Annotated in this window: 19 protein-coding genes; 5 read left to right on the top strand and 14 right to left on the bottom strand. The window is 49.4% G+C overall.

Features of this window, described 5'->3' with window-relative positions:
* Positions 1-51: 51 nt before the first annotated feature.
* The 3 genes from Pan241w_RS04245 to Pan241w_RS04235 all read right to left on the bottom strand — a co-directional run bounded on the left by Pan241w_RS04245 (position 52) and on the right by Pan241w_RS04235 (position 4425).
* Positions 52-1761: a leucine-rich repeat domain-containing protein gene (locus Pan241w_RS04245; protein WP_145211438.1), complete on the bottom strand. Its 1710-nt coding sequence runs from the start codon at positions 1759-1761 to the stop codon at positions 52-54.
* Between the two features lie 115 nt (positions 1762-1876).
* Complete coding sequence (locus Pan241w_RS04240) at positions 1877-3673, bottom strand: hypothetical protein (RefSeq protein ID WP_145211435.1); 1797 nt, start codon at positions 3671-3673, stop codon at positions 1877-1879.
* A 104-nt stretch (positions 3674-3777) separates the two neighbouring features.
* A complete protein-coding gene (locus Pan241w_RS04235; RefSeq protein ID WP_145211432.1) occupies positions 3778-4425 on the bottom strand; it encodes a hypothetical protein in 648 nt (215 codons plus the stop codon).
* Positions 4426-4673: 248 nt separating this feature from the next.
* On the opposite strand from Pan241w_RS04235, the gene Pan241w_RS04230 reads away from it, so the two are divergent.
* Positions 4674-5183 carry a GNAT family N-acetyltransferase gene (locus tag Pan241w_RS04230; protein WP_145211430.1) on the top strand — a complete coding sequence of 170 codons (510 nt, stop codon included), beginning with the start codon at positions 4674-4676 and terminating at the stop codon, positions 5181-5183.
* 10 nt (positions 5184-5193) lie between these two features.
* On the opposite strand, the gene Pan241w_RS04225 is transcribed toward Pan241w_RS04230, so the two are convergent.
* The 3 genes from Pan241w_RS04225 to Pan241w_RS04215 all read right to left on the bottom strand — a co-directional run bounded on the left by Pan241w_RS04225 (position 5194) and on the right by Pan241w_RS04215 (position 8268).
* Positions 5194-5844, bottom strand: coding sequence for a hypothetical protein (locus tag Pan241w_RS04225; RefSeq protein WP_145211427.1), 651 nt, complete (start codon positions 5842-5844; stop codon positions 5194-5196).
* 131 nt (positions 5845-5975) lie between these two features.
* Positions 5976-6911 (bottom strand): CHAD domain-containing protein, encoded by a 936-nt coding sequence (locus Pan241w_RS04220; RefSeq protein WP_145211424.1) that lies wholly within the window; start codon positions 6909-6911, stop codon positions 5976-5978.
* A 121-nt stretch (positions 6912-7032) separates the two neighbouring features.
* Positions 7033-8268, bottom strand: coding sequence for a multidrug effflux MFS transporter (locus Pan241w_RS04215; protein WP_232107349.1), 1236 nt, complete (start codon positions 8266-8268; stop codon positions 7033-7035).
* 207 nt (positions 8269-8475) lie between these two features.
* Here Pan241w_RS04215 and Pan241w_RS04210 point away from each other — a divergent pair, with 207 nt between their 5' ends.
* Entirely contained in the window at positions 8476-8745 is a 270-nt protein-coding gene (locus Pan241w_RS04210) for a hypothetical protein (protein WP_145211421.1), read from the top strand.
* Positions 8746-8753: 8 nt separating this feature from the next.
* Here the strand turns inward: Pan241w_RS04210 and Pan241w_RS04205 are convergent, their stop codons facing one another.
* From Pan241w_RS04205 to Pan241w_RS29260, 4 genes are all read right to left on the bottom strand, one after another.
* A complete protein-coding gene (locus Pan241w_RS04205) occupies positions 8754-9653 on the bottom strand; it encodes a UbiA family prenyltransferase (protein ID WP_145211418.1) in 900 nt (299 codons plus the stop codon).
* Between the two features lie 13 nt (positions 9654-9666).
* Complete coding sequence (locus tag Pan241w_RS04200; protein WP_145211415.1) at positions 9667-10881, bottom strand: inositol-3-phosphate synthase; 1215 nt, start codon at positions 10879-10881, stop codon at positions 9667-9669.
* A gap of 284 nt (positions 10882-11165) precedes the next feature.
* The gene (locus Pan241w_RS04195) at positions 11166-13013 is read right to left on the bottom strand and encodes a phospho-sugar mutase (RefSeq protein WP_145211412.1); all 1848 of its coding nucleotides are present in this window, start codon (positions 13011-13013) and stop codon (positions 11166-11168) included.
* 330 nt (positions 13014-13343) lie between these two features.
* Complete coding sequence (locus tag Pan241w_RS29260; RefSeq protein WP_198000318.1) at positions 13344-13508, bottom strand: hypothetical protein; 165 nt, start codon at positions 13506-13508, stop codon at positions 13344-13346.
* A gap of 127 nt (positions 13509-13635) precedes the next feature.
* Here Pan241w_RS29260 and Pan241w_RS04190 point away from each other — a divergent pair, with 127 nt between their 5' ends.
* From Pan241w_RS04190 to Pan241w_RS04180, 3 genes are all read left to right on the top strand, one after another.
* Positions 13636-15219 (top strand): Hsp70 family protein, encoded by a 1584-nt coding sequence (locus Pan241w_RS04190; protein WP_145211409.1) that lies wholly within the window; start codon positions 13636-13638, stop codon positions 15217-15219.
* Positions 15220-15337: 118 nt separating this feature from the next.
* Positions 15338-16369, top strand: a complete 1032-nt coding sequence (locus Pan241w_RS04185; protein ID WP_145211406.1) for a GspE/PulE/PilB domain-containing protein — start codon at positions 15338-15340, stop codon at positions 16367-16369.
* Between the two features lie 227 nt (positions 16370-16596).
* Positions 16597-16848, top strand: coding sequence for a hypothetical protein (locus Pan241w_RS04180; protein WP_145211403.1), 252 nt, complete (start codon positions 16597-16599; stop codon positions 16846-16848).
* A 30-nt stretch (positions 16849-16878) separates the two neighbouring features.
* Here the strand turns inward: Pan241w_RS04180 and Pan241w_RS04175 are convergent, their stop codons facing one another.
* From Pan241w_RS04175 to moaC, 4 genes are all read right to left on the bottom strand, one after another.
* Entirely contained in the window at positions 16879-18183 is a 1305-nt protein-coding gene (locus tag Pan241w_RS04175) for a CNNM domain-containing protein (RefSeq protein ID WP_145211400.1), read from the bottom strand.
* A gap of 17 nt (positions 18184-18200) precedes the next feature.
* Complete coding sequence (locus Pan241w_RS04170; protein ID WP_145211397.1) at positions 18201-19946, bottom strand: ABC transporter permease subunit; 1746 nt, start codon at positions 19944-19946, stop codon at positions 18201-18203.
* Between the two features lie 108 nt (positions 19947-20054).
* Positions 20055-21047, bottom strand: coding sequence for a polyprenyl synthetase family protein (locus Pan241w_RS04165; protein ID WP_145211394.1), 993 nt, complete (start codon positions 21045-21047; stop codon positions 20055-20057).
* Between the two features lie 257 nt (positions 21048-21304).
* Entirely contained in the window at positions 21305-21784 is a 480-nt protein-coding gene (gene moaC, locus Pan241w_RS04160; RefSeq protein WP_145211391.1) for a cyclic pyranopterin monophosphate synthase MoaC, read from the bottom strand.
* Between the last annotated feature and the right edge of the window lie 45 nt (positions 21785-21829).

Below are 21829 nucleotides of genomic sequence, written 5' to 3'. Positions count from 1 at the left end.
TTGATTCGATCTGTAGAGATCGTTTCTGAGGTGACTCACCTCCGAGTTGTTTCATTCACTATTCATTTTTTTCAACAAAGCATTCTCTTCGGCCTGCTGACTCAGATCCAGACTCAAGCTGATCGTGCAGTTGGAAGGAAGTCGTTTCGACAAATTTACGAAGGTTGCCAGCGTGTCCTGAGAACTAGATGACTTTATATGAGTGTTTCGTAGATCGAGCAGTTTCAGATGATCCAATTTTCCAAGTTCATGCAGATCATTACTGGAGATTTTACAATGCGGAAGACTCAATCGCTTTAATCGCCTTAACTTTGAAATAGAACGAAAGTCCTGAATATTTAACTGACATCCATCCAGAACCAAGGTCTGAAACGTTTCCAATTTGTCCAAGAGCATCAGCTTCTGCAGAGGGTAATGATCTCCGTGCAGTTTTAACGATTTCAGTTTTTTGAGACGCGCTATCTCTTCCAGTCCGGGTGGTTCCGACATACCGCCCAACTCCAGATGAGTGATTTGAGACTGAGGAGAAAAGGAAACTGCCTGATTATCAATCGAGTGCAGGCTGTCTAGTTCCAGTCTGCGCAACTCGGGGCGAGCAGAAATTTTTTCAATTTCCGGACCGTCCAGATCACACAGAAAAAACCTAAGTGATCCAATTCGATTTCTTTTGAACAGTGGAGCCAGCTTCTCATCAGTGACGACAAATCCCAGATGAGAAAGATCCAGAGTTTCCAAACGACTGCATTCGATCCTATTTAATTCTTCAGCAGACAGAGCACCATCAATCAAATACAGCGAATCTAATTTCTGAAGATTCTTAAAACGGTTCAGCGGTAAACCACTCCGGGCCACCACCTTCAGGGATTCCAGCTGTGAAAAACCCTGGAAAAAATCAGAGTCATCCTTGAGAAGAGACAGCTCGCCTCTCATTGAGCAATTTGAAATCGTAAGCTGTTTTAGATTTTGGATTCTCGCTAGATACTTCAGATTGCTGACATCCAATGCACAACCAAACAGACGCAACTCCTTCAGGTCAGGCATTGCGGAAAGTGACTTGAGAGCCAACTCATCCAGAGTGAATTTGTGGAGCTCCAGAACTTTCAGTCCTGCTTGAATTTCAAGAGCCTGCATTAGCCTGGGGCAGGATTGGGTCACCCTATGACGACCGAAGTAGCCTCCAATCATCAGTTTTTTTAAATGTGGGAGGGAAGACAGGAATTGGAATTTCCATTGGGAAAAATCATGCGTATCTAATCCCAGCGTTTCCAATTCGGGAAAAGTTTTTAGATTTCCTAGACCGTCCCAGGCTTCTGTATTCGGGCTGAATGCAAACTGGACATTTTTCAATCGGGGCAGTTCTCTAGAAATATTTTCCCAATCGACCTCGGGACCCAGCTGACAATTCTTCAGAATCAACGATTCTAGTTTGTGCGCTGGATTGATTTCTTGCCAGAATGAAGCATCGGCCCGAAACGCGCCCGCTTCCGTGAATCTGGTCTGCCACGAACCTCCAACAACTTCCAGGCTGGTCAGTGTAGAGAGTGAATATTGTTTAACACACATGCGATCAAAGGTTATTTTACCAACACTCAATATTCGCAATTCCGGATCGCTTTTGTTCTCAATCTCCACGACTGCTTTATTAATGACCATGAATCCCAACGGAGATTCAAACCCTTCCTGCGCACTGACATCGATACCTGAGAAAAAAACGAACAGAAGAATAGAAACCAGTAGCCGAACAGATTTATTTTGATGCATTTTTCTCTCCATACAATTGACTAAGCGGAACGCATCAAAGCAAACACGAAATTTCCAAAATTGAGAATAAGGCTAAGACAGTCATTCTTAGTGATAGGCAAAACTAAGCAAGATTTTACCAGGAAAACATCTCCGCCCCACCCACACGAACATGTCTGGCCTTCAGTTGAAAAGCAACTTCTGCAGGAACTTGACTATTAAACAGATCGATTCGTTTCAGATCAGAACAATCGTTGAGAATCCGCAGATCGACATCCTCCACAAAGTCCGATGAATTAGCGTGGAATAGTTCCAATTGATTCGCTCGCTTGATTAAGTGTACCAAACTGTCTGCATCCAGATCACAATACTCAAATGAAATCTGTTTTAATGACCGGGGAAGAAACTGCTCGGGTATACTGGAAGCATCACGCAGAAATTGAAAATCAGCCAAATCAAGTTTCTGAAGCTGTGACAGTGGAACGACTTCCAGACCTTCCCAGGGATTGACCGGGCGTCGCTCTGCATACTTATTGTTTCGGATCGACAGGCTGAGTAACTCAGAATGTAAAAGCTGATTGAGTACTCCAGGCGCTGGTCCGGGATAAGTTAGCAGTACAAGATGCTGCAAACGCGGATTACGCTGAATGCGCGGAAACTTACCTTGGGCACCCTCAATATTTGTTTCTTTTACCACCAGTGAATGTAACGATGGAATAGCAGCAAAGCGAAGAATTGCTGCGGGATCAATCCTGCCTGGTAGATTATGAACAAGCTTTAATTCAGACATCTTTTTCAGTTTGGAAAGCTGGTTATATTCCAATTCGGTCAATTGTGGAACAGACGGACCAATCGAACAGAAAAAACGTTCCAGGCATCGCTCTGAATTCATACTCCCCAATGTGACGTATAAATCACAGTTTACGTTCGCGAACATTTTCAGTTCGGACAGGGATACCATTTCCAGGTCAATCTGTTTCAGTTTCGAATCGACGGTTGATAACGGTTGTTTCAACCCCAAATCTTCATTCGTACAACCCTGAATAATCAATATTTCCAGAGTCGGATGCTGAAACAGAACCTCGAACGGAGACTCTCTTAGCTGACATTCTCGAATCTTGAGCCGTTTGAGTTGTGGCAGATGCGTCAACCCTGCGGGATCAAAATCAACATTACAGAGTGACAGTTCCTGCAGCCGGGACAATCCTTTGAGTCTGGAAAAATCGATTTTGGCCGGTTGTACGTCAGAGGGACCTGATAACGAAACCAGGCTCGGCCCGAAAAAAGTAAACGATTCCAGATCAACCTGCTGATTGATATTTTTCAGGTCTTCTGCATTGAGGGGACGGCTTTCCCGTAGCAGTTGCAAACGTAACGTTTTTAGATGGAGTCCATCTAATACCGGCAAAAGCGGAGATTGCAAATTCAACGCCAGATCCAGGTGTTCAACAGGACTGACCGATGATTCGGAAGGAGCGGTTCTCTCATCAGTCAATTGCAATAACTCAACCGTGAGTTTGTTTAATTGCGGCAAAGTCAACAGTTGCTGATATTCTGTGAATGTGATAGTTGAGTTTTCAATCTCCTGATTCATTTCATATCGAATATTAAGATCTTTGAGACTGGCAAAGTGTTTTGAAATCGACTGCGCACCGATCACACGAAAGGCTTGATTCGTCAGACGCAGGTATTCCAGATCGCTCAGCGCAAAGAGTTTTGATTGATCAGTGTCATCTCTGATTTCAGCTAAATTGACTCCGATCACGCGTCCATTTCGCAATTCAAAGCCTCCACTGATCCTGTCTCCATGGTCGGACAGGCACCAGCCCATATCAACCGGTGCTGGTCGTTGCTCTGAGCAGTTTGTACAGAGTAAGAGCATACTCACCGCAATGAGAAAACCGGGGCCAATGAACTGTCGTCGCATCTGCATCACAAAATGATCTCTTCCCTTCCACATTTAAATGAAGTTCTACTTTCTCTTCCGCAATGGTGAATTGGTCTCTGCATTGATTTCAGTTTAGCCATACTCTGATATCAGTTCGCTTTCGGAGGTAATATTTCTTCTACGACAAGCCCTTTCTCCATCAGTTCCTTCAGAATTTTTGATACATCCTTTTTGTCTTCGGAGCTCAAACTGATATTTGACTCAATCATTGTCTCCAGGTTTTGATGGTTGGGGGATACAATTTCACATTTATCTTGAAGATGCTTCGTTAGCACCTTGATATAACCAACCGAGGGTGCCTGGAGGAAGATACGGTGCAACAAGCCCAGGCGGCCTTTTTGATTCTTTGTAGAAAAATTAAGCTTAGTGTGAGCAGCAATGGCAACGAGCAGGCTGAAACGATATTTTTTGGCACACATCTGAGCAATACTCAAACCTGTTCCATTATGCGTTAATTTGTTGACATCAACGTCCCCCTTAAGAACTAAGTTCAAGATTAAAGAGTCTAGCCCTGCAGTAGCCACAAATTTTCTTAACTTCGGTTCTTCAGTGAACATGCTGACGGCATTATAATCATTTTGTACCAGCCGCCTGGAATAGATCCATTGCACAACTTCTTCATTCGAAACCCGGACCCCCGAAGTATCTAACCCGGGAAGTTTTTCCTGTGCATCTACCTGACTCAATGACCCCAGAATACGAACGAAAACAAAAGCAAAGATTAGGAATATTTTCATCGCATGATTACCTAAATAGATGAATTTGCTGATATGATATTTATCTGCCTATCCCATAATAGAACCGTTACTGAAATCAATCGTTGATTCCACCAGTTTGATATACTACCGAAGTTTCTAAATACCTTTTTATACTTTGTCATCAGGTCGCAATTGTAGCATAATCTGGATACAAACAACTTCTTTTCTTGTCTTCGAAACAATTACCCCTGATTACAAAGTCCTGTTTTTCGTTGGATAAGACAACCATGATCACTACCCGCGATGCCACCATTGATGATTTGCCAGCGATCGTCGACATCTATAATCAATCAATTCCCGCCGGCACTGCGACCGCTGATACGAAGCCGATCACAGTGGAAAGTCGGCACGCATGGTTTGCGCAGTTTTCGCCGGACAAACGCCCGATCTGGGTGGCTGAGGATGAATCGGGCCAGATTGTCGGCTGCATTTATGTGAGTTCGTTCTATGCGGGCCGCCCTGCGTATGACAAGACGGCGGAAGTCAGTCTGTATCTGGCCAGTTCACATCAGAAGCAGGGACTGGGATCGTTTCTGTTACAGAAAATGATCGACGCCTGCCCTGCTCTGGGAATTACGACCCTGGTCGGCATGCACTTTGACCACAATCAGGGCACAAAACACCTGAATAAAAAATTCGGGTTCGAGGTCTGCGGACACCTGCCGGAAATTGCAGAAGTCAAGGGAGAAAAACGCGGACTGCTGATTTCCCTGTTGCGGATTCCGGAAGCAAAATAAAACGTCGCGTTTATTCTTTCCCCTGCGTCTCTTTTACTTCTGGCTCGTTCTTCTCAGACTTTTCAGATTCAGCCTGTTTTGTCTCTGGTTCCTTGTTGTCCGGCTGTTCTGTTTTCACCAGCGGAAACTTCTTGAATTCTTCCGCCGTCAATTCCACAGCTCGCCCCGCGGCCGTCAGTCCCAAACCACCGTTTTCACCGGCATCCGCAGGATACGCCAGCAGGTATTGATCGTTTTCCTGACCGGAATCCGTTAACGCGGCCTGCCAGATAACAACCAGACGCCCCTCTCGAATCATCTCAATTAAGGAGTCCGGTAACACAATCACGGCGACGGAATCGGGGGCGACGATACCCGTCGCTTTCGGGGGTGGCGGCGGATTGTCCAGAAAGTCTTTTAGTTCATCCATACTGGATGGCGATTGTTCGCGAACCCGATGAAATTCGTGATACGCCAGCCCCAACTTCTGTAAGTCGTCCTTGAGAGTTGGCCCTTTGGGTTGGGGTTGAAAGAATTTCTCGGAAAAGACGCTGATCAGCACCACAATCAGCAGTACGAAAACCAACCCTCTCACAATGAAAGGTGTACGGCTCGAGTGAGCACCGGTGGCTGCCTCTGACTGTACCTCTGGTGGTGTTTCTTCGCCCTCTGTTGAGTCCATGCTGGTCCCCTGATTTCTCATCTCTCAGATATAGCCTGCACTGCAACGCACCATGCGACTATGGAACTACAAATCTGACCGCTGGAATCACTGTACTCGGAACGAAGGGGCAATTCAAGAACCGTCCCGTTTTACTTGCTGTCACTCGTGTCTGATGAGCCGCCGCGCTCATCGCGCCAGAGATTCCAGTAGCCCTGCATCCGCCGGGCAAACGCCTTGGGCTTCTCAGCAAACATGCGATCCGCCATCTGGAACGCCGCTGCCTGGAGCGTTTGCCTCTGTTGACCGATCAGTAACAGAAGTTGCTCCACATTCGCAGAGGAACCGAAGGAGTCTGCTTCGCCGGTGATCAGCTGCGTCATCACCGTCAGATCATGATCATCACCCAGATAATCATTCAGCAGGTCAAGCTCTGTAATGCGAGCTGTCAACATCGGCGGCCAGACCGCATTGATGAGCCGCATATGATACAGATGATACTTGCTCCGCTTGCGGCACTCATGAAACAGCTCATCATTCGGACTCTGATGCAGTGTGGCTAATGCTTCTGAACCCCGTTGGTAGGTCTGTTGCAAACCATCACGAATGATCTTCGCTGCTTTTCCTTTGATCTTCCAGCTTGCTACAGCTTCCAGTTCCGATTCCAGTTGCTGAGCGAGATTTTGTAATTCCAGATCCAGATCAATCCATTCTTCCACTAGTTTCTGTTTCCGGGCAAGAAATCGATTTTCAAATTCGGAAAACAGGTCAGTCTGTTCGAGATCGGAAAAACGTGCTTTCAGTTTCTGCAGCGATTCCAACATCGACTCGGCATCTCTAACGCGCGACAGACGCCGCCCGGCATCCCGATACCAGACATTGAGCCGTGCATAGTCGTCGCCTAATCCATAACGAACCAGGCGAATTAGTCCACGCAATTTCTTGAAATGTTTCCGCACTTCATGGATCATCTGATGCGGGTTCTGTTCCGCATTCTTTAACTCTCGGATCGCCTGACTCAATTGCTCTCCTGCAATCCGTCGGACACCGCTCGCCAGTGATTCCTGCTGCTTGAATTGATATCCCATCACCAAACCCGATTGTTCTTTTTGCAAAATCGAATCAGAGAACTGCGCCACTTCCGAACCATACCATAAACGTCTGCCAATTTTAACCGGTTGATCCGATCAAAGTCCCGGATGGCCTGTTCTAATTAGCATTTCCTTCTGCCTCAGGGGTTTCTGCTTTTGATTCTACCCAATGCATCACCAGCATGATCAGCACGCCCGAGACCGCAAACCCGCTAATCACAGGAAGCACGGTGCCATTAAAACTGTGACCAATCAAAATGCCGCAGGGTACGGCAATCAACGTGGACAGCGCCCCCATCACCGCGGATCCTACGCCGGCGATATGCCCGAGCGGCTCCATCGCCAGCGCGTTCAAATTTCCGTACATGATCCCAAAGCAGAACAGAATGGTCATCATATACCCCATCATGGCCCAGAGCGGCGGATGCCCGCCGACGGAGAGCACATACAGAAAAAACAAAATGGAAATGACGGTCGAAATCCGTTTGGACCAGCGCGTCAGATGGTGCATCCCGAATCGTCCTACCAGTCGGCCGTTTACAAATGAGGCCCCGCCGATACACAGCGCCAGAATCGCAAAATAAAGCGGAAACATCGTTCCCAGTTCGTACTGTTTCTGAAAGATGAGTTGCGCCGAACTCAGGTATCCCAGGAAGGCACTCGTGATCAAGCCCAGCGAAATCGTATACCCCAGCGAAACCCGGTGCGAACAGACTTCACGTATGGCGCGATAAATTCGCCCCAGGGAAAACGGGATGCGATGTTCCACTGCCAACGTTTCAGGCAGGCGCAATGTAAACCAGGTCAGCGTCAGCAGGCCGCATCCCAGCAGCGCGGCAAAGATCGTCCGCCAGTGCGCCAGCAGTAAGATGCCTTGCCCCAGCGTTGGCGCGATGGCTGGCACGAAGATAAAGATCGTCATCACAAATGACATGACCCGCGCCATCGCAGGACCTTCATATTGATCACGGACAATCGCCACAATCACACACCGCGGCCCCGCCAGACCCAGTCCCTGCAGGAAGCGGCCGCAGAGCATCACGGTCAGGTCCGTCGCAAACAGAGAGAGACAACATCCTACCAGAAACAGGCTGAAGCCGAGATACACAGCCGGCTTTCGCCCCGTTGTATCAGATAAAGGCCCATAAATGCCCTGCCCGAACGCCAGCCCCAGAAACAGAATGGTGACGATCAACTGGCTGTCGTTGACTGCTTTGGCCCCCAGTTCCTGACCAATTTCGGTCAGTGCAGGCAGCATGGCATCAATCGATAATGCTACCAGAGACTGCATCGAAGCCATCAAGGCCACAAATTCGCCAAATGCGATGGCAGCAGGTTCTCGTTTATGATTCAAGGAAGGCCGTTTTCTGAAAGGAATTCATCCGTGTGATCGATACAGGCACGACGCACGCCTGTGGAATCATATCGAGTGTCCCGCAATCTGAAAACCGAGGAAAATCCCGTTGGTGGAAAATGTTCCTCTTGCCCAATTGATTCTGAAATCCTATCTTTCGCGTTGTGAATGAGTTCTTTTCTCGACCACTTACTAAAGAGAGAGATTATGCAAAGCGCAGAAAGTTGGCGTTCCATCCTGGAAAACTGGCCGGAAGTCATCCCCAAATCGGGAATCGTGGTCACCACGTATCAGGAATCCATCCCGTTTCAGAACTTTTTACTTTCGACGGGCGTCGTGCTGTTTGAACGCGATAAACCGGATTCGCTGGGCGCACGGAAAGTCATGCTGTCTTATGAAGCGATCTGTGCAATCAAGCTGACAGATACAATGGAGCTGGCCCGTTATCAGGTCATGGGATTCCAGCCGTCCATGTAACCGCTGAATCAGGTCACCGACATCCAGCGTGAGAGCAGAATCGTCGGAAGCAGTAACGCTGCAGTGATTATGGCGTACTGTGGGTTCGCGGTCCAGACGAAGACCATGATCGCGTTGAGCATCACATATGAAGTGAGCATCGTTTTGACAGCGATCTGTACATTTTGAGGGATCGGATTTAAAACGGCCTGAACCAGACGACGATTAATGGTCAGTATCACCACGCCGGTCGCCGCCAGGACCATTGTTAGATTAAGCTGTTGCGGCCAGGGATAGGTCGCCAGCATCCAGACCAGTGCGCCGAGCCCTGCATTGATCACCAGCATACCACCAATCAAATGCCCCCGATGACTCTGTTTGGCTTCCATCCGCGCAAACCAGGTGAGCCCCAGAATAAACAGTCCGAGAGCGGCAGCGATGCGGAGTTGCGGTTTGACCCAGAGATTGATTTCGCGTGCGACAGCACTCGCGCCTAACATCACATTCAGAAAACGACAGATGCCCATCATCACCGGGCCCAGAAACGTTTTTTTCAGAATCGTGTCATAACCGAGTATGGCCACGACCAGCAGACCGGCGACAATCAGGCTCTGTGTGCCAACCGTTTGCGCGGCACCAACGCCTGCCAGCATCAACAAGCCGCCTAAGGCGGCTGCCTTTTGAGTCGAGATGCGTCCTGAAGGAATGGGGCGCGAAGGACGTTCTTCCGCATCGACTTTCCGGTCGAACACATCATTGAACACCATGCCTGAAAGATACAGACCGGCAGAGGCGACCAGCAGTAATGCAAATGAGACCGGCGGATTGAACGAACCGTGCGTCAACAAAAAGCCGAGAATGATATCTGACATCGCTGTAAAGACAGCAGGCAGACGCATCAATTGAAAGTAAGCCAGACACTTCTTCATGTTGACGGTGATTCTATTCCTCAGAGACGGTGTTGGCCCATTCCTCAAGCTGCTGATACTGACGCTCAAATTCGGGAGTGGTGGCCTGCATCGGGCTCTTGAAGAACGAACTCAAATGCGTCATCACGCCACTGCGATTGCCGCGACGCCATTCGCGTTCCGTAAAGCGCACCATATCGAGCACCAGTGGCGCCGCCAGAACCGAATCCGTTCCCTGCCAGGTAAACTGCAGCGACATTTTTGTATCCAGGAAGCCTTTAAAGTGAATGTGATCCCAGGCCGTTTTCCAGTCGCCCATGGATTCAATGTATTCAATGGAAACCAGAGTCTGTGGCTTATAACCGAGAATTTCCGTCAACAGATGATCTTTGGAATGCACCTTGTTGGATTTATTCACTGGATCATCGAGGACTTTCCCATCCAGGTTCCCGAAAATGTTATGCCCGACCCAGCTCATCACATTCAGATTGCGATGTGCAAACATCGGTGCAAGCACGCTTTTCATCAATGTTTCGCCGGTTTTGCCGTCACGGCCGCCGTGTAAGATCTGTTTCTCTTCCGCCAGCTCAATCAATGCCGGCAGGTCCGTCCCCGCGGACGGGGTGAAGTTGAGATGCGAGCAGCCGGCGTTCATAGCGGCGATCGCATACAGGGCACTGGCGGGAACCGGCGACGTCTCTGCCGATGCGAGTTTTTCTTTCAACTCAGCCAGCGTCAGTGCCTTGGCCGATTCTTCAACCGGAGGTTCGGTCGAGGCCAGATTGACGACCACCACGTGCGCCAGATCATGCTGCTTCTGGAATTCGGTCATGTCTGCGGAAAGCCGTGCCAGCGTATCCTGCAGCGATTCCTGATCATACTGCTTGACGGAATCACCGGCTAACGAACGAATCGTATCGCCGACATGAATCAGCGTTCCTGGTTTGACATTATTATCGAACTCGTTGAGTTCCGGCTCCACTGCCTGTAACAAAGCGGGGTGAAAGACACCCGATGTTTCACTGAAGTGCCTGGCTGCTTCCACAAACGAAGTCTCGCGGATTTCATGTCCGCCGATAACGACTTGATCCCAGCCCACCAGATCCAACTTTTCAAAGTAAGGATGTTCTGAAACGAGACCGCTGGTCCCCGTGAGCCCTTTCTGAAGCGATAACAGTCCGATAGCTGCTGTCGTTGAAACGCCACCCCATGCTCCGATGATCCAAATCCCGATACGCTGTTTCGTCATGATGCTGCCTGAAAACTGATAAAACTAGATTCAATTAAAAATCACTGATGATGATCTCAAAGTAGGTGGGAGCAGACAAAAAGAAGACTGCTTTACTCGCGGTCTGGCAGATTCGTTTGCTGCTTTCATGTGAAGTTCATTTCTGTGAGGAACTTGTGACGAATTCCCTTGTCACAGAATTTATGTTAATCATGTTTATAATTGTAGGTTCGTACCAACGCGACACAATCGAAAGATTCTTGATTCCGCCGAATTTTTAGACGAGTTGTGACTGAGAAGCGAAATTAACTGGTTTCCAGGGTTTGATCAATCCAATCCATCAAAGACTGTTTAAAGCCTTCAATCGTCGACTGCACCCCACTTTTGTTTTCCTCCAGTTGGGCCGGATCCGACACCTCAGCCTGTGCAAAGTAATAGAACTTAATCTTGGGCTCCGTGCCTGATGGTCGCACTCCCAGTTGTACAGTCAGAGGTGCCCCCTCTGCCTGTGCTTCAAACATCAGAACATTTCCCTGAGGTTTAGAAAAGGTCTCGGACGGGCTATTTTCGGGTAATGCGCGAATTTCAAGGTTTTGATAGTCCCTGACCAGCGTAAATGTGAGATTTCCCATATTTTGAGGGGGTGTCTGACGAAATGCTTTCATCAACTGCTTGATCTGTTCATTACCCGACGACCCTTTACAGGTCTTGGAAACCTGTCCTTCCAGATGGTAGCCATGCTCGACATACAGTTCATTCAAACGATTGAGCAGTGTTTTCCCTTCACTTTTCAGCTCCGCTGCCAGTTCACTGACCCACAGCGCTGCAACAGCAGCATCTTTGTCCCGGCAGTATTCACCTGCCAGATATCCCAGAGATTCTTCCGTACCAAATACAAATTTGTCAGGGCCCTCTTCATCCATCGTTTCCGCAATGTATTTGAACCCGACCAGCAGATTATTGATGATCCGCACATCCGCTGCGCGAGAAATGGCGGCGATGAGCGGCGTCGTCACAATCGTCTCAACCACAAAATGATCCGGCGTCAGCGTGCCCGCCTCTTTACGCTTGCCGAGTACATAATCGGCCAGTAAAGCACCAATCTGATTCCCCGTGAGATGCACGAATTCCCCTGATTCGTTGCGGGCACAAACTCCCAATCGGTCGGCATCCGGATCGCTGGCCAGGATGATGTCGGCTCCGGTCTCTTGACCCAGCGCAATCGCGGGCTGGTAAACTTCCGTACGTTCCGGGTTGGGAAGTTGATCGGGCACATTGGGGAAGTTCCCGTTCTGCTCACACTGGGGCTCAAACCGCTTGATCCCGGTAAATCCGACCTGCTGCAGCACTGCAAACACAGACGTTTCTCCCACTCCATGCAGGGGGGAAAACAGTCCACTCAGATCGCGGTTCGTCGAATGACTCTGTGCGATGACCGAACTGCGATATTCACCGGCGACCTCTTCGTCGATATACTTGATCAATCCCTGCTCGACCGCCTGATCAAAGTCCAGCATCGGAATCTCGGTTGCCTGATACACTTCATCAATAATGCCCTGATCGTGTGGCGGCAGCACTTGACCTCCGGTAGACCAGTAAGCTTTAAAGCCGTTATCCGAGGGGGGGTTATGAGAAGCCGTGATCATCGCCCCCACATCACAGCCAAGATGTCGGACCGCGAAAGAAAGCTCCGGCGTGGAGCGCGCGGTTTTGTAAAAGTAAACAGTCAAGCCGTGAGCAGCAATCACACTCGCGGCGATACGGGCAAAGCGATTCGAATTGATTCGGGAATCGTGGGCTATGGCCGCCTTACCGGTTTCGTTACCGGAGGCTTTTTTGTAATAGGCGGCCAGTCCATGAGCCGATTCGGCAATTGTTCTTTCGTTGATTGTGGCAGAACCCAAATCACTCATCAAACCGCGTCGGCCACCGGTTCCGAAGGGGATCACTTCCCAAAAATAAGTGTCCAACGTCCCGAAATCTCCGGCTTCGATCAGCTGTAACAGCGCGGGCTGATAAGGAGCGTACTGAGGTTCAGTAAGCCAGCGCTGCAAATTGGTGAAAGCAGGCTCAGAAAGTTGTTTTTCGGTGACGGCTGAGCGGGCGATTTCAATGGCCTGCTGGGAATCCAGAGAAGGGGACGGCTGGTTCATCCTGTGATCATTTCCGTATTGCGAATCGCGGGGGTTGTTTTTACGTTTTTCTACTTAAAAATCATGTTTTTTCACTCTCAGACAGACTCCATGCCTCTCGCCTGACTCGCGATCATAGCGAGAAATCTTCGAGAATGAAAATCTGACTGAGAACTAGATTGTAGAGTGAACCTCGCTGCGAGCCAACCCTCACGCGAATTCCGGTTTCACAGGTAGACGGGGTTTCCGATCGAAGGGCGATACATCGCGAACTTGAATTCTCGTTATAGAGTGTACTTTGACTCTGAATCCGATATAATTTCTTTAGTCAGATTAAGCGGAATCTGTCAATTATGCAGCGTAGGGCAGCACTGAAATTTTGCCCACAAAAGAGTATTTCATTTCATTAAGACTTTGCCAGTTTTTGGTTTCCCACCAATCAAGTCCTTGATTCCCCATCATAACAGTGGCAGAATAGGTGGATTGAGTCAGCACATAACGTAACTGGTAATACAAATCTCGATTCCTGAAAGCGAAGAAACAAGCAGCAAATTCCCTTGAACTGTTTCCCGCTTCTCACATTTCCACTCATACGTCCTGTTCCATGATGAACCTGATTGAATAACGAAATTAAGGTAGCACTATGAAGTTTGTTGAAGGTCATACTGTTGGCATTGATTTAGGAACAACCTACTCAGCAATCGCACAACTTGACACTGATGGTCAGCCCATCTCTTTGAAGAATACCGACGGGCGTTCGATTACCCCTTCTGTGGTTTTACTGGGAGAGGAAGGCCGTGTTGTTGTCGGTCCCTCTTTTGAGCGAACCGCCATTGAAGACGATCCCACCCGCATCGTCGAAGCCGTCAAACGACATATGGGCGACGATCATTTTTATGTGGTCTATCAGGAAAAGAAGCTGACCGCGGAATTTCTTTCTGCTCTGATTCTCAAAAAGATGAAGCAGGATGCCGAAAAAGAAATCGGCACGATCGCGAATGCAGTGATTACCGTTCCTTATTACTTCAATGATGTGCGTCGTAAAGCAACTCAAGACGCTGGTCGGATCGCCGGTTTGAATGTGATTGATATCATCAACGAACCGACGGCGGCTACACTGGCTTATGCCTGGAAGCGGGACGAACTCGGTAACCCCGACGCGATGCCGAACGGCGAACGCACGATTCTCGTTTATGACCTGGGTGGTGGTACGTTTGACGTGACGATCGTCCGTTATTCGCCGACCCAATTCCGCGTGCTCGCGACTGACGGTGACGTCATGCTGGGGGGGCTCGACTGGAGTCAACGTATCGTCGACCACGTCGCAGAACAGTTTAAAAAGAAATTTGGCAGTGACCCGCGCGAAGATCCCGTCGCCATGCGGACCTGTGTGCAGGAGTGTGAAGACGCCAAACGCGAGTTAAGCCAGAAAGCCCAGACTCCGGTTTCCATTTATCACAAAGGCAACACCTTAACGGTTGCCCTCACACGTGGCGATTTCGAACGTATGACAGCCGACTTGCTGCAACGAACACGTGACACGACCGAACTGGTGATGCAACAGGCGGGCGTGGAAAAAGGTCAGCTCGATGATGTCGTGCTGGTCGGTGGTTCAACATTGATGCCTGTGGTCGAAGAGATGTTGAAAAAAGTTTGCGGCAGCGAACCTTCTCGTACAATGAACCCCGAAGAAGCAGTGGCACAGGGTGCGGCGATTCATGCAGCGATTCTGGAAGCCCGGGCAACGGGTGGCGAAAGCCGCATGGCTCAAGCCGTGATCAAGCGTTTGCGCAGCGTCAATACAGCTGATGTGAACTCGCACTCTCTGGGTGTGAAAATTACCGACCCCAATGACCGCACACGCAAGATCAATCATATTATGATCAAGCGAAACACAGAGATCCCTGCCAGTGTCAGTCAGAAATTTGTGACAACTTCAGACAATCAGCAGCGGATTCATGTGGTCATTCTGGAAGGGGAAGCCAGTGATCCGGATGCCTGTTCGACGATCGGCGATTTCCGGATTTTCAACTTGCCTGCGAATTTGCCCAAGGGATCGCCTGTGGAAGTCACCTATCGTTACGATGCCAATGGTCGAATCCATGCTTCCGCACGGGAATTGACAGGCAATAACGAATCGGCAACTGAAATCGTCCGTGATTCCGGGCTGGATACCGAAGGCATCGACCGCTTCGAAGTTCTGGCGAAGGACTACGTGGTCGAGTAAGGTCCCGTTGGATCATGGACCAGACGCTATACCTGATCTTTCTAAATGCTTGTTATTTGTAATGTCTAACTGATATCGAACACGTCGTTTTTGATCTAAGAGCAAGGAGTCCTCTGAGGTGGCAATAGATGTCTACAAGGATTGGCTGGGAATTCCGGAAGGGGATCGCCCTCCACATCATTATGACTTACTGCGATTGGTCAAATTCGAAGACGATGAAGAAAAGATTCGAGCACATTATAAAAAATTAAACGCGCATGTTCGCAAGTATGCGTCCGGAAAATACTCGAATGAGTCTCAAGAGCTGTTAAACGAACTGGCGAAAGCCATGCTCTGTTTAACCGATCCGGAACGAAAACGAGAATACGATGAAAGCCTGGGGCGAGAGTTCGACGAGGATGAACAGACCGGCCCGCAATCAGTCGAACAGATCCTGGTAGAACAGGGACATATCACAAAAGATCAGGCTGCGGAATTGAAGCAATTTGCGGATCAGCGTGGATTGTCCATGAGAGATGCCGCCGTCCAAATGCGATTCGTCAATGCGGAAACGGCGACTCAGGCCATGGCCCGTTCTAAGGGGATGCCTTATATCGATCTGGAAGAAACGGTACCTGACCACAGTATTCTACTTCAGCTTCCGGAACACGTGGCCAAACGCAATACGATTCTGCCTCTCTTCATTGATGACGATGTCCTGCTAGTCGCCTGTGCAGATCAACCGACGCATGAATTGGAAGACGACCTGCGCATGCGATATCAGGTTCCTTCCCGTTGGGTGCTGGCCATGCCCCGCTCTATCAATACCGGAATCAAACAATTTTATGCGGCTGCAGAAGAGGTTGAAGAAGATCCTTCTGAAGAAGTTTCCACAAAAACCAAATCGAAAAAAGAGACCAAACCTGCTAAAAAAGTCGAGAAAAAGAAACCAGCCCGCGGTCCTGCCCAGCTTTCCCCTGAAGAGCTGAAAGAAAAGAAAATGCTCGCTTTCATTTTCAGCGGCTGGGCATTTTGTGGTGCGATCTTAATCGACCAGTTTGTTCTGAAAAACTTTGTCTTCCCACAGACGTGGCCCTGGCATTTCATGCTGACCACACTCGCCGTCCCCATCATCGCCTTTTATCTGATGTCCGGGATGTGGAAGAAGTAAATTCGTTTTGATCGCGACACTCCCCATAACCGGCACAATCGCCATGGTCTGAATGATTTTCGTGTCTGCCTGTTTGTGCGGCGCCCCGTTCTGATTCCTGCCGACCAGAGTTCCGATGATATGGTATATAGTTAAGAGGGAAAGCGATCATGCATTGAATGGTTTTCCCTGCAGCCTACCTGATTCTGTTCAACAGCTATGATACGATTCAGTCTCCGGAGCCTCTTATGGCAATTTCTTCTGTCACTTCTGCAATGAATACGGCGCTCTCCAGCATTGACCGCACCAGTCAACGCGTCGCTGAAATTGCAGAGAATGTCTCGTACGGAATTGAAAGCGAAACCGGAGAAAGCAGCCCGCTGATCGATAGCGGCATCGCAGAACTCCCGCTGCTCAAGCACCAGATTGCCGCAAATGTCAAAGTCTTCGAGACGGCAGAAAGCCTGTTTAACACCCTGCTCTCACAGCGGCGCAGATAGCTGATACAGTCTCAACATCGATCTGCTGAATTACTCTTCATCGGCCGGCACTTCGTCCGTCGGCTCCATCTTGCGAAGCTCTGCAATCAAGTGCCCCAGCTTGCGAACTTCGATGACTTTCAACTGAAAGCCCTGCCAGTCGCAGACGTCCCCCACTTCAGGAATGTGTTCCAGCTTTTCATGGAACATCCCGGAGACCGTTAATAAGCCGTCATCTGCAATTTCATAATCCTGCTGCAATTTGCGGCACAGATAGCGGAGCGTTGTGATCCCCTCGACATGATAGACGCCGGGTTCCACTTCGCGAACCGGCTCCCGTCGCAAGATGCGTTTGGCCCGGCTTGGTTCAGGCGAAAGGATGGTATCAATGATATCATCGTGCGAGACAATGCCGATCGTCTCACCATATTCATCCACCACAGAAGCAAACTGGCAGTCTTCCAGCTGGAATCGGGAAAAGACATCAGACAGATTCGCACACCAGGGAACATGAATCACCCGCTTCGATTTTTGATTCAACGTTTTTTCGGAAAACGAAGATAATTCCGTCAGCGAGATAATCCGGTCGATTTCATCTGAATCGTTCTCACGTTTACGCAAGATGATGTAATCAGTATTCGGGGTAATTTTCGTCAGATCTTCCAGCTTTAAAGGCATATTAAACGTGAGATAGGTCCCCCGGGGACGCATTGCCTCTTCCACCAGCATTTCGGAAAGATCCAGAATGTTATGCAGAATCTGTCGTTCGTGACGAATTACCTCTTCACTGGCACCCGACGCATCCACGGCCCGTTCGAGGTCTTCCGAATGCAAATACGATTCTTTCTGAATCTGCGGCCAGAATGTCCGCCGCATCATGCGACTGATATTTTGCAGCAACGGAATCACCGGATCCAGAACCCGCACCGAAACCGCCAGCGGCCAACTCACCATGATTGCAATTTTTCGACGGAAGACAATCGAGAGACTCTTCGGGAGCACTTCGCCGAACAGGATAATCGCCAGCAGGCTCCCAACGGTAAAAAAGCCGGCGCCCGCGGTCATCCCGGCATCGGCCAACTTTTTGGCGATCACCCCTGCGACTGCGAAATAAGACAGATTGATTAACAGGTTCCAGAACAGAACCGCCGTCAGTAACCGGTCTGCATCCGCGGCCAGTGCCGCCACAATTTGTTCGCTGGGTTTGCCTTTACTGAACTGCCGGAGCTCTCCCCGCGAAAGATAAAAGATGGCCGTCTCGCTCCCTGAAAAGAAACCGGAAGCACAAATCAAAGCGAATAACGCCAGTGATCCTGGAAACCAAATTGCGACGGAATCAATAAATGCGATCATCATGAATCGGGGCCGCCACTCTATCCTTTATCAAAAGTGGTTTTTCCCAGAGCAACATCAAACTCGGATACTGCCGGAATATACATAGCAAGCACAGGAAGCCCATACGCAAACAGAATCGTAATCAAAACTCCCAGAGTTCCTCCCAGTAAAAACGATGTAATCGCATAAAAGGTCAGAAACGGGAGTAACCAGGCCGAAATCGCCAGCGCCCGCGAGGGATTACGATGCGTCAAAGCCGAATGCAGGGCCGCACTCCCCACGACGATAAACACCAGAAAGCTTTGCAGTTGGAGTGCAAATGAAGATCGTGCCTGCACCAGCAGAATCATGAAAATGCCAATCCCGATAAACAGGAAAAACATCGTGCCCAAACTGCCTCCGATCGCCGAACGGCTATTGTCATAGGTCAGCCCCATATGCAGACCTAGCACGACGGCAAATATCATCAGGGCGATGAAACCAATCAGAGCACAGAGAAAGCCTTCTGTGGAAAAAACGCCCTGGCTGACCAGATACAACAGAATCAAAATCGGGATCAAAATCACTTCTTTACTGTTATAGAAAATGCCCCCTAATTTTCCGAGTACAAATTCCCTGGCAGAAATATCGGTTACTAATAACAGTTCCAGCGTTTTGCTGTCTTTTTCTGATGTGATGGACGTCACGGCCTGCGTGTTTGCCAGCACCAGGCTCAGCCAGGCAATCCCTGCAAAAGCCAGCCCCTGGGGAGGAATCACGCCTAAATACAATGTCCCTTCAGCGACCGCGTCCGACGTGACGGCGGCCCAAAGCGTGAAACCGGCCAGCAGAAAATAGGCCAGCTTGATCACAAAGATCTTTCGCCCGTAAGCCTTGGTCATGATCTCGCGCCAGATCACAGGATTGGGCCAGATGGTTCGCGCCTGCTCTTTCGTGATGACTTCTTCTTCGTTTTCTTCCTTGGGCGTCGCTTTATAGACAGAGCGTGAGGGATTCCAGACCCGCAGTCTGAGAACCGTATACGCTTTGAGAGCGATCCCCAGCACAAACAGACTGATCAAGGAAGGCCAGGCGCTGATTGAAACGGGTTGCAATCCCGTATTCAATGAGAGCGGGTTTAAGATTTCATACAAGGTACGAAACGGGTCCAGGCCTGCAATCCAGGGCCGCACCGCTGACTGTGCTCCCAGCAGACTCACGATCAGCTCGACCACTCCCAGAAAAACCACCATTCCCAATACACTGATCGCCAGCGTCTGAAATGTTTTTTCGCGCCAGAATGCCACCAGACCAGCCCAGCTCCCCGTCGCAAAAACAGTCATCAGACATAAAAGTTCCATCCAGAGAATCTGGGATAATTCAATTCCCCCCAGCAGGTAGAGAAATACAAACACCGGAATCGAAGCAGCCAGCAGCACGTAAACCACCAGCAGACTGGACTGGGTTTTGCCGCTGACCAACTCACGGTCTTTGAGCTCGGTCATTAAGAGCAGGATCAAAGTACCGCGGTCTTTTTCCTGAGCGATACTGCCCGCGGAAAACAAAAGCGTAAAAAACAGGACCAGCAGCAGTTGCAGGAAGGCAATCATCTGAAAGATCAGATTCCCCAGACGGGCAAATTCTCCGATCGTGGTGGTCTGGATCTGTTGAGTCCCCAGAATCGTTTGGCCGGCGGTGAAGATCAAAATAAAGATCGCAGCAACATAACCGGAACGAATCAGGTAGTGGCGAATCTGGCGGGGTGAAGTCAATGCTTCCCGAATGAATATTGGATTGCTAAACAATGTTCTCTGGCCTCTTTTACCCGATAAATAGCAGCATTATATTAAGAGACGCCCTTCTCACCACGACCGCAGCATGCCAACCTCTGTTCGCACGCTTCCTGTATCATATTAGATCGTTCTCTGGATCGCAAATTCTGTCAGTTCCTCAAGAATCTGTCTGGCCGGTGATGGGGGACAAAATTTGAGCGATTCCCGGGCCTGTTTTGCGAAGTCACGCGCCCGATTCGCGGCGTACTCGATGGCATCACTGTTTTTAATGAATTGAGCCAGACGTGATTTGGTCTCTTGATCTGGCTGTGACAGGATTTCCTGAATCGTAGCCTGGTCCTCCGGACTGCTTTGATCCAGCAACCGAATCAAAGGCAGAGTCAGTTTCTCTTTTTGCAGATCGGAACCCAGCGATTTTCCCATTTGTGCTTCATCGCCCAGCAAATCCAGCAAATCGTCGGTAATCTGGAAAGCCACGCCAAGCGCACGACCATAATCTTCCAGGGCTTCGACAATTTGCTCATCCGCGTCCGCATACAGGGCTCCGAGCTCAGTACTGATGGCACACAACTCGGCTGTTTTCCCATTGATGATCTGCAGGTACTGCTCTTCGGAAAGACTCAGATTTCCCCGCTCATAGATCTGGGCCAGTTCGCCTTCACAAACCAGATTCGTGGCACGACCAATCAGACGGCAGGCGCGGGCATCACCCAGACTGGCACTCAAATGAAAAGCGTGTGTGAATAAAAAGTCTCCGACCAGAACACTGGTTTCATTATTCCAGCGTGAGTTGACAGTCGCAACATGACGGCGGATGAGCGCGTCATCCAGAACATCATCATGCACCAGCGTGGCCAGATGAATCATCTCAACAACAGAGGCCAGTACATAGTGACTCTCTTTGATGCCCCCCGTGGCTGCAGCGGAAAGCAGCAACAGAATGGGACGCAGCCGTTTTCCCTGAAAACGGGTAATATGCTGCAAAACATCATGAACATAAGGGTGTTTCGAGCTGACTTCGCTCAAAAAAACACGTTCTGCCTGTTCCAGCTCACCGCCAATTAACTCTTCGACACGTGCCAACAGGTCATGTGTCGTAAGATGGTCCCCCATTACAGCCTCACCACAATATCGAATCGATTTTCCAGCTTTTTGTCTGGCGGTCGGTTATGATTAAACACGGAACATATGACCCCTCATTTCAGATCAGTATGCGGAGCCATTGTAAGCATTCTCCTCACAGATAGGAATGCAAACAGGGCTTCCGTGTATGATTTCATCGAGCGAAATTCATCTTTCCGGCATTACCCGAACAAATCAGCGGTTCTCGATTGGAAATCGAATCGGGTAATCGCCCCGATGCTCAAAAATCAGTCTGATTTTCTGAGATAATGCCCGCTTTTTCCGCCTGATTTTTCGACGAGCTGAGTGGGACCCAGACTCATTCCCCGATCGACGGCTTTACACATATCATAAATCGTCAAGGCAGCCACACTGACAGCGGTCAGCGCTTCCATCTCCACGCCGGTCTTGCCATCGACTTTGACTGTGGCTTCGATTCGAAATCTCGTTTCATCCAGCGGTTCAAAATCGAGACGCACACTATTAATACTGAGTGGATGACACAGGGGAATCAATTCGGATGTTTTTTTTGTTGCCATGATGCCGGCAATCCGGGCGATTTCCAGCACATCCCCTTTCGAGATCGCACGATCCAGAATCAGCTTGCGGGTTTCCGCTTTCATCGTGACAAAGGACTCCGCAACCGCCAGTCGCGCAGTGATTTCTTTGCCCCCCACATCCACCATGCGGCTGGCGCCTTCTTCATCAAAATGGGTCAAATCAGACATGGGGTACCTCAATCGGATCGCTGAAATAGGGTCGTCAACAGGAGC

The sequence above is a fragment of the Gimesia alba genome (genome assembly GCF_007744675.1).
Classification (GTDB): domain Bacteria; phylum Planctomycetota; class Planctomycetia; order Planctomycetales; family Planctomycetaceae; genus Gimesia; species Gimesia alba.
The sequence above is the reverse complement of the archived record's forward strand: the minus strand, read 5'-3'. Positions and strand labels throughout refer to the sequence as shown.

Coding starts and splice junctions, on each gene's coding strand:
- Pan241w_RS04245 (WP_145211438.1), bottom strand. CDS start 1,761: ATGCATCAAAATAAATCTGTTCGGCTACTGGTTTCTATTCTTCTGTTC.
- Pan241w_RS04240 (WP_145211435.1), bottom strand. CDS start 3,673: ATGCAGATGCGACGACAGTTCATTGGCCCCGGTTTTCTCATTGCGGTG.
- Pan241w_RS04235 (WP_145211432.1), bottom strand. CDS start 4,425: ATGAAAATATTCCTAATCTTTGCTTTTGTTTTCGTTCGTATTCTGGGG.
- Pan241w_RS04230 (WP_145211430.1), top strand. CDS start 4,674: ATGATCACTACCCGCGATGCCACCATTGATGATTTGCCAGCGATCGTC.
- Pan241w_RS04225 (WP_145211427.1), bottom strand. CDS start 5,844: ATGGACTCAACAGAGGGCGAAGAAACACCACCAGAGGTACAGTCAGAG.
- Pan241w_RS04220 (WP_145211424.1), bottom strand. CDS start 6,911: ATGGGATATCAATTCAAGCAGCAGGAATCACTGGCGAGCGGTGTCCGA.
- Pan241w_RS04210 (WP_145211421.1), top strand. CDS start 8,476: ATGCAAAGCGCAGAAAGTTGGCGTTCCATCCTGGAAAACTGGCCGGAA.
- Pan241w_RS04205 (WP_145211418.1), bottom strand. CDS start 9,653: ATGAAGAAGTGTCTGGCTTACTTTCAATTGATGCGTCTGCCTGCTGTC.
- Pan241w_RS04200 (WP_145211415.1), bottom strand. CDS start 10,881: ATGACGAAACAGCGTATCGGGATTTGGATCATCGGAGCATGGGGTGGC.
- Pan241w_RS04195 (WP_145211412.1), bottom strand. CDS start 13,013: ATGAACCAGCCGTCCCCTTCTCTGGATTCCCAGCAGGCCATTGAAATC.
- Pan241w_RS04190 (WP_145211409.1), top strand. CDS start 13,636: ATGAAGTTTGTTGAAGGTCATACTGTTGGCATTGATTTAGGAACAACC.
- Pan241w_RS04180 (WP_145211403.1), top strand. CDS start 16,597: ATGGCAATTTCTTCTGTCACTTCTGCAATGAATACGGCGCTCTCCAGC.
- Pan241w_RS04175 (WP_145211400.1), bottom strand. CDS start 18,183: ATGATGATCGCATTTATTGATTCCGTCGCAATTTGGTTTCCAGGATCA.
- Pan241w_RS04165 (WP_145211394.1), bottom strand. CDS start 21,047: ATGGGGGACCATCTTACGACACATGACCTGTTGGCACGTGTCGAAGAG.
- moaC (WP_145211391.1), bottom strand. CDS start 21,784: ATGTCTGATTTGACCCATTTTGATGAAGAAGGCGCCAGCCGCATGGTG.